Below are 7306 nucleotides of genomic sequence, written 5' to 3'. Positions count from 1 at the left end.
TATTATAAACGGGTTTTCTTTCTAGGAACATAGAAAAACCCGATTAAGGGGCACTTTTTATTAAGTGTCCATTAATCGGGTTATAGAGCAATAAAGGAAGCTTTTCTCTTATGCAAAACGATAGTAAATAAGAAGAAAGGTTGCCAAGGTAAAAACAAAATTCAAAAACACAAAGACCATTTGGGAAATCTTTGTCGCATGTATTTTTATTGGGGGATCATAAAACGATACACCCTCAATAATAAAGATAATTAAAACGATATGAATCATTAGGTGTCCAATAATTTCTGTGACACCGAAAAGCATAGTGGTTGAAATAAAGATTAACGTCAGGACAAAAGCCAAGAGACGATTTAATATCCCTACTATCAGTAAATATCCCACGACAAATTCAATAAACGCAGCTAGTACCACAAACGTTGCCGGCGGAAAACCAAAAGTTGGCACACCGTGCTGATGGATAATATCCATGCTCATCGCAGGATATACCCATTTCTCGACAGCTACCCAGCATAAGGATAATCCTGTTCCTAAATAAAGAAAAGGAAATCCCCAATCCTCAAGTTTTGTTTTCCCTACTAATAATACACCAACAATAGCTAGATAAAAGCCGTAATCAAGCATATGAAATAATCCGGAATGGTTGAGCTGATAAATAAATAATCCCAATAAGACAAGCGCGCCAGCTTTTGTCGCATAATGCACAGGTATCAAGAGCAGGATGATTGTTATCCACATTAGTATTCTTATGATTTGATTGGTAATAGCAAATTCTGGTGCGAAAATGGTCCCGGCTAAAACCTGTATAATCAACGCAATCGCAGTTCCGTATTTTAAAATATACCTAGAGGAACGACGGTACTTGTCTAATACCTTATCGACCTTTTTAGTAATTGGAACTTTATCTAGCAGGGGTAATAATTGGGGCAAGACAGCAAGCAGTGCCGCAACCAATAATGTAATGGTCATAAACAGTGGAGATAAGATATGTTCCATGTCTTCTTTTTCTGGAGTAACTTCTGTGAACCACTTTACATGAGCGTCTGCAAAAAGTGGTGAACAAACTATAACCGATACTAGCAAGATGAAGACTTTACCTTTATTTTTCATCTGGTCCTCCCTAAAAGTATTCATCTATATAGTTTTCGGTTACCGGCTTAAATATTCTATTTGAAATAATTATAAAGATGTTAATTCACAGGAGAATGTTTTTCTTCTATAATAAATGCATATAGATAAAAAGCTAGACAGCAAATAGAGTGGATCTATTATTAGGGAGAACAAGAATGTTAAAGGATTTCATTTCAAATGCAACCATTCTGATTGCATCATTTACAGTGATGGGTCAAATTTTTAAAAATATGCCATTGTTCCCTTCTTCATCACATTCTACAAAGCTGTATTGGGGAATTTGCTATGGTATTCTTGGAAACATCTTAATGGTATTTAGTTTCCAAATTAATCCCACTACATTTGCCGACCTGCGGCACCTTGCAATTGTCGTTGCTGCTGCCTTTGGGGGACTTGTTCCTGCCATCATTTCATCTGTCATAATTGCATTAGGAAGGATTACACTCTTTGGTTACACGGACACTGCATTTGTTGCAGCCATCAGTGCACTCCTTACAGGAATCGTTTGTGGATGGTTTTCTAAAATGAACATCCAATCTACATTAAAAGCCTTTTATATGAACCTAATTGGTTTATTTTTTATTTCAATCGTTTTTGCCATTTATATAGAAGATACAAAAACCCTTTTGAATGTATTAATGATTCATTATCTTATTTCTTTAATCGGTGGATTATTTGCTTATCAGATAGCCGTCTACATTGCCAATTCAAATGAGGCTGCAAGAGAATTAAACCAAAGCCTGATAAAATTACAGGAAAGTGAGCAGAGGCTGCATAAAGCAAATGAACTTCTAAATACACTTTCATATTTGGATGGATTGACAGGGATTGGAAATAGAAGGCATTTCGATGAAATTCTTAACCGGGAATGGACGAGGTTAACTTCAATTCATTCACCACTTACTCTTCTCATGTTTGATATTGATTACTTTAAAAAGTACAACGATACTTATGGCCACCTCGCTGGTGATCAATGTCTGCAGAGCATTTCTACTGCCATTAAAGACCTTATTGCTAACCATCCATTTGCCGCGTTTTGTCGATATGGCGGTGAGGAATTTGCCATAATCTTGACCAAAACAAATTTGGAAAAGGCAGTCGATATGGCAAAACTAATTCAAGAGAAGGTTAAGTCACTTAATATTGAGCATAGAAGTTCGGAAATATCAAACATCGTTACAATCAGTATTGGAATTGCCTCGATCATTCCGAGTTCGGAGGGAGACCCAAAAGATCTAATTCATTTAGCTGATAATTCTTTGTATACCTCAAAGGCTAATGGAAGAAATACTATTTCCACTTCATAAATATAAAACGGAAGGTGCTATTCCTTCCGTTCTTATACACATTTCTACAATTACTCTCTAAATTCCATCTTTTTTTCAAAATAATTAGTAAATTTAGTTGTATTAGCGTGAAGAAGAATGTAAAATTTTCCTAAAGGCACAATGGACGGTGAAATAGATGGAGATTACAAAACACCTTTTCTTAAATCTTTCCATTTTAATAATATTGCTCCTTTTTTGCTTAATTTGGCTTGATAGAAGCAGAAAATTAAGATTCTCAAAAACTATTATCATCATCATTTCTGTCCTATTATTATGGATTTGTCTTCAATTCGCCTATAGCCCTGTTCCATTTGTGCGATACGATTTGCGCATCATTCCTATCGTCATTGGCGGATTATATCTTGGAATCGGTCTAATAATGGTTGCGGTATTGATCATGATGAGGAGTCTATATGGGCTTGACTCAGGTTTACTTGCTACAATCTTTCTTTATGTGCCGCTTGCGATTGTCTTCTTTCGGCTGTCACCTTGGTTCTGGAAACAATCTTCCGAACGACGAATTTACATTGCCATTTGTTTAGGTATTGTACTTGGGATTATAAGTACCGCCGGGGAATTTATTAAATATACGGGCAGTCCTTGGTATGATGTTTTGTTCGCCTACTTAGTGCTTCCCCCGCTGGGTATTGGTCTTATTTCTTATTCGATTGAATATATCAGAAAAAGTGTAGAACTAAAACATCAATTAATTAAAGTGGAAAAACTAAAGGCTGTCGAGCAAATGGGTGCTGCCATATCCCATGAAATTAGAAATCCGTTAACTGCGGCAAGCGGGTTTGTCCAGTTACTCAATGATGATTACCTTCCTAGACATAAACGCAGGGAATACCTTTCAATTGTAAAAGACGAACTGAATTCCGCCGAAAGAGTGATTCAAGATTATTTAACGTTTGCTAAACCATCGTTAATCTCGATTGAAGAACTGAATGTTAAAAATGAACTACGGCAAATCATTAATATCTTAACTCCGATGGCAAATCAAAATTCCGTAGAAATCATCACTGATTTTTCGGTTATTGGATTCATTAAAGGAGATAGACAAAGATTCCGTCAATGTTTCATTAATATTCTTAAAAATTCAGTAGAGGCTATGCCAAATGGCGGTCAACTTTACATTGAAACTCATTTTAGTCAGGATTACGTAACAATCTGTATTAGGGATACAGGAATAGGGATGACCTCTGAGCAGCTTGAAAGACTTGGTGAGCCCTACTATTCCACTAAGGGGAAGAATGGTACAGGTCTCGGAATGATGGTCGTTTATAGTATCGTACGGGCTATGAATGGTTTTATTCGCGTCGAAAGTGAATTAGATTCAGGCACTACATTTCGGATAAAGTTCCCAACAATCACGTCATTTAAGAAAAATGAAAATTAGCACAAAAGAAATCGACAGGCATTCTACCTGTCGATTTTAGTTATGCATACATTTTGTTTTCTTCTTTTTGGAAAAAGCTCTTCATCGCATGGAATACATCCGCTTTTTGCTTAAGAATATAATAGCGGAAATGCTCATCCTTGATATTCTTGTAGGCAGACATGAGGGTCGAGTGGCGATTGTACTGATTGACTTCCCCGTATCCAAACATGTTCGAAACCTTCATTAGTTCTTCAACAAGCTTGACGCAGCGAGCATTATCAGACGTAAGGTTATCACCATCAGAAAAGTGGAATGGATAAATGTTGAACTTACGTGGACTATATTTAGCATCAATAATTTCTAAGGCTTTTCGGTATGCCGAAGAACAGATTGTTCCTCCACTTTCACCTTTAGAGAAGAAATCCTCCTCTGTAACAACCTTGGCTTCTGTATGATGAGCAATAAACTCAATTTCTACTGTTTCATATTTTGTACGTAAGAAACGTGTCATCCAGAAGAAGAAGCTTCTAGCCATATATTTTTCCCAAATCCCCATTGATCCACTTGTATCCATCATGGCAATAACGACTGCTTTAGAATCCGGCTTTATCACTTCATTCCAAGTCTTAAACTTCAAATCTTCCTTATAAATAGGATGAAATGCAGGTTTTCCCGTCATTGCGTTTCTCTTAAATGCAGACATCATGGTACGCTTTTTATCGATATTCCCCATTAGTCCTGTTTTACGAATATCATTGAATTCAATATTCTCTACTAAATGCTCCTGCTCTTCTTTTCTTTTTAAATTGGGAAGCTCTAATTGCTTAAACAAAGCTTCCTCTAATTCCATTAATGATACTTCTGCTTCAAAGTAATCCTCACCGGCTTGGTCCCCTGCTCCCTGCCCTTTTCCTGGACCTTTTTGCGCATTAGAACCGTCACGAGCAATAACGTCACCTACTTGGCTCTCACCGTCACCTTGGCCCACGTGTTTGTTTTTGTCATAATTGTAGCGGATTTTATATTCGTCTAATGAACGAATTGGAATTTTAACAACGTCGCGCCCATTGGACATAATAATGCTTTCTTCAGTAATTAAGTCAGGAAGATTGTTTTTGATTGCCTCCTGGACTTTTTCTTGATGCCGCTGCTGGTCATCGTGGCCTTTACGGTGGAGGGACCAATCTTCTCTTGAAATTACAAATTGATGGTTATTGTCAGACAATGTAAAACCCCTCCTTATGAACTTTTCTTGCTTTTTTGAGTCACATTTTCCTGTAACCTTCATAAAATAACTCGAATGTAAAAATGGCATATATTGTTGATTACTTTATCCTATGCAGAAGCAGCAAATAATTTACAAATTATTTTGACAATTGTGCCCGCACCTTTAAAAATGGACGAGCTTTTTCAATTTGCACATACACCACCGCCATATTGAAAAAAACAGACTGGCAGATCTTTCCGCCAGTCCATGCTATTTTCTAGGAAAAATCCTAATTAACGGTTTAGTAGGCTACCTACATAACGCAGGAGTTCGTTTGCTGATGTTGAGTTATAGCCATGTTCGTCAATTAATCTAGCAACAACATCGTTAATTTTCTTTAATTGCTGTTCATCCGGTGTTTTGGAAGAAGTAGTAATCTTAACAACATCTTTAAGGTCTGCAAATAATTTCTTTTGAATTGCTTCACGAAGTCTATCGTGTGAGTTGTAATCAAATCGTTTACCTTTTCTCGCAAAGGCAGAAATTCTAATCAAGATTTCTTCCCTAAACGCCTTTTTCGCGTTTTCAGAAATACCAATTTGTTCTTCAATTGAACGCATTAATTTTTCATCTGGATTGATTTCTTCACCTGTTAACGGATCACGAAGCTTCGCCTTGTTACAATATGCTTCAACATTATCGAGGTAATTATCCATTAACGTTTTAGCAGACTCTTCATAGGAATAAACAAAAGCCTTTTGAACTTCATTTTTGGCAATATTATCATACTCTTTACGCGCTACAGAAATATAATTCATATAACGCTCACGCAGTTCAGCTGTAATCGAAGGATGTTGATCCAGTCCGTCTTTTAATGAACGCAATACATCTAAAGCATTAATAGAAGGAACTTCCTTCCGGATGATAGTAGAGGAGATTCGGTTAATGACATAACGCGGATCAATCCCGCTCATTCCTTCATCTGGATATTCTTTCTTTAGTTCACTTACATCAACTGCATTAAAGCCTTCAACGTTTTCGCCGTCGTACAGACGCATTTTCTTGACTAAGTCAATATCGCCTTTTTTAGGTTCTTTTAGACGAGTTAGAATCGTAAACATTGCAGCTACACGTAATGTATGTGGTGCGATGTGCACATCTGATACATCACTTTCACTAATCATCTTTTCATAGATTCTTTCTTCCTGTGAGACTTTTAAATTATACGGAATTGGCATTACGATAATCCTGGAATGCAAGGCTTCATTCTTCTTATTCGAGATAAATGAGCGGTATTCCGTTTCGTTCGTGTGCGCTACGATCAGCTCATCAGCTGAAATTAGTGCAAACCTGCCTGCTTTAAAGTTTCCTTCCTGCGTTAACGAAAGAAGGTGCCATAAGAATTTTTCATCACACTTCAACATCTCTTGGAATTCCATCATTCCGCGGTTTGCTTTGTTTAGTTCACCATCAAAACGGTAAGCACGTGGATCTGATTCTGAACCAAATTCAGCAATAGTGGAAAAGTCAATACTTCCTGTTAAATCAGCAATATCCTGCGATTTCGGATCGGATGGACTAAAGGTTCCAATTCCCGTCCGCTTATCCTCTGAGAAAAAGATTCTTTCGACTAGCACATCTTCTATTCTTCCACCGTACTCCTGCTCAAGGCGCATCATATTTAATGGTGAAAGATTTCCTTCAATTCGAATACCATACTCTTCATAAAAATCCCGGCGTAAATGATGCGGAATTAAATGAAGAGGGTCTTCATGCATAGGGCAGCCTTTAATGGCGAATACAGAACCTCTATCTGTATGAGAGTAGGCCTCTAAACCACGTTTTAGCATGGTAACTAGAGTTGATTTACCACCGCTTACTGGACCCATCAGCAATAAAATCCGCTTTCTTACATCCAGCCTCTTAGCAGCAGGATGGAAGTATTCCTCCACAAGTCTTTCCAATGACTCCTCTAAACCAAATAATTGATTTCCAAAGAAATTGTAATTTTTAGTACCCTTTACTTCCTCAATTCCAGCGTCTTTGATCATATTATATACTCGTGAATGTGCAGATTGTGCTACCCATGGCTTTTCTTTTAACAACTGTAGGTAATCTCCAAATGACCCTTCCCAACGCAGCTTTTCTTCCTCTTCTCGAAACATCTCAATTTTTTTTAGGATATCCATAAGGCCCTCCCCCTGTAGAGTTATCAGAGACGATTAATATACTCTATGCGCCAATGAACTTGAACATGCG

Annotated in this window: 5 protein-coding genes; 2 read left to right on the top strand and 3 right to left on the bottom strand. The window is 37.3% G+C overall.

Annotated features, from left to right (window positions below; all coding sequences use genetic code 11):
- Positions 1 to 108 precede the first annotated feature (108 nt).
- Positions 109 to 1110, bottom strand: coding sequence for a DoxX family membrane protein (locus tag H0184_RS26535; RefSeq protein WP_221830741.1), 1002 nt, complete (start codon positions 1108 to 1110; stop codon positions 109 to 111).
- Positions 1111 to 1286: 176 nt separating this feature from the next.
- On the opposite strand from H0184_RS26535, the gene H0184_RS26530 reads away from it, so the two are divergent.
- Together H0184_RS26530 and H0184_RS26525 are read left to right on the top strand one after the other, a co-directional pair.
- Positions 1287 to 2438, top strand: coding sequence for a GGDEF domain-containing protein (locus H0184_RS26530; RefSeq protein WP_221830739.1), 1152 nt, complete (start codon positions 1287 to 1289; stop codon positions 2436 to 2438).
- 157 nt (positions 2439 to 2595) lie between these two features.
- Positions 2596 to 3858: a sensor histidine kinase gene (locus tag H0184_RS26525; protein ID WP_221830729.1), complete on the top strand. Its 1263-nt coding sequence runs from the start codon at positions 2596 to 2598 to the stop codon at positions 3856 to 3858.
- Positions 3859 to 3898: 40 nt separating this feature from the next.
- On the opposite strand, the gene yhbH is transcribed toward H0184_RS26525, so the two are convergent.
- Together yhbH and H0184_RS26515 are read right to left on the bottom strand one after the other, a co-directional pair.
- The gene (yhbH, locus tag H0184_RS26520) at positions 3899 to 5065 is read right to left on the bottom strand and encodes a sporulation protein YhbH (protein ID WP_221830727.1); all 1167 of its coding nucleotides are present in this window, start codon (positions 5063 to 5065) and stop codon (positions 3899 to 3901) included.
- Between the two features lie 275 nt (positions 5066 to 5340).
- The gene (locus tag H0184_RS26515; protein WP_179598083.1) at positions 5341 to 7236 is read right to left on the bottom strand and encodes a PrkA family serine protein kinase; all 1896 of its coding nucleotides are present in this window, start codon (positions 7234 to 7236) and stop codon (positions 5341 to 5343) included.
- Between the last annotated feature and the right edge of the window lie 70 nt (positions 7237 to 7306).

This window comes from Neobacillus niacini (genome assembly GCF_019749295.1).
Lineage (GTDB): Bacteria > Bacillota > Bacilli > Bacillales > Cytobacillaceae > Neobacillus > Neobacillus niacini_D.
This window is presented reverse-complemented; position numbering and strand designations above follow the sequence as displayed.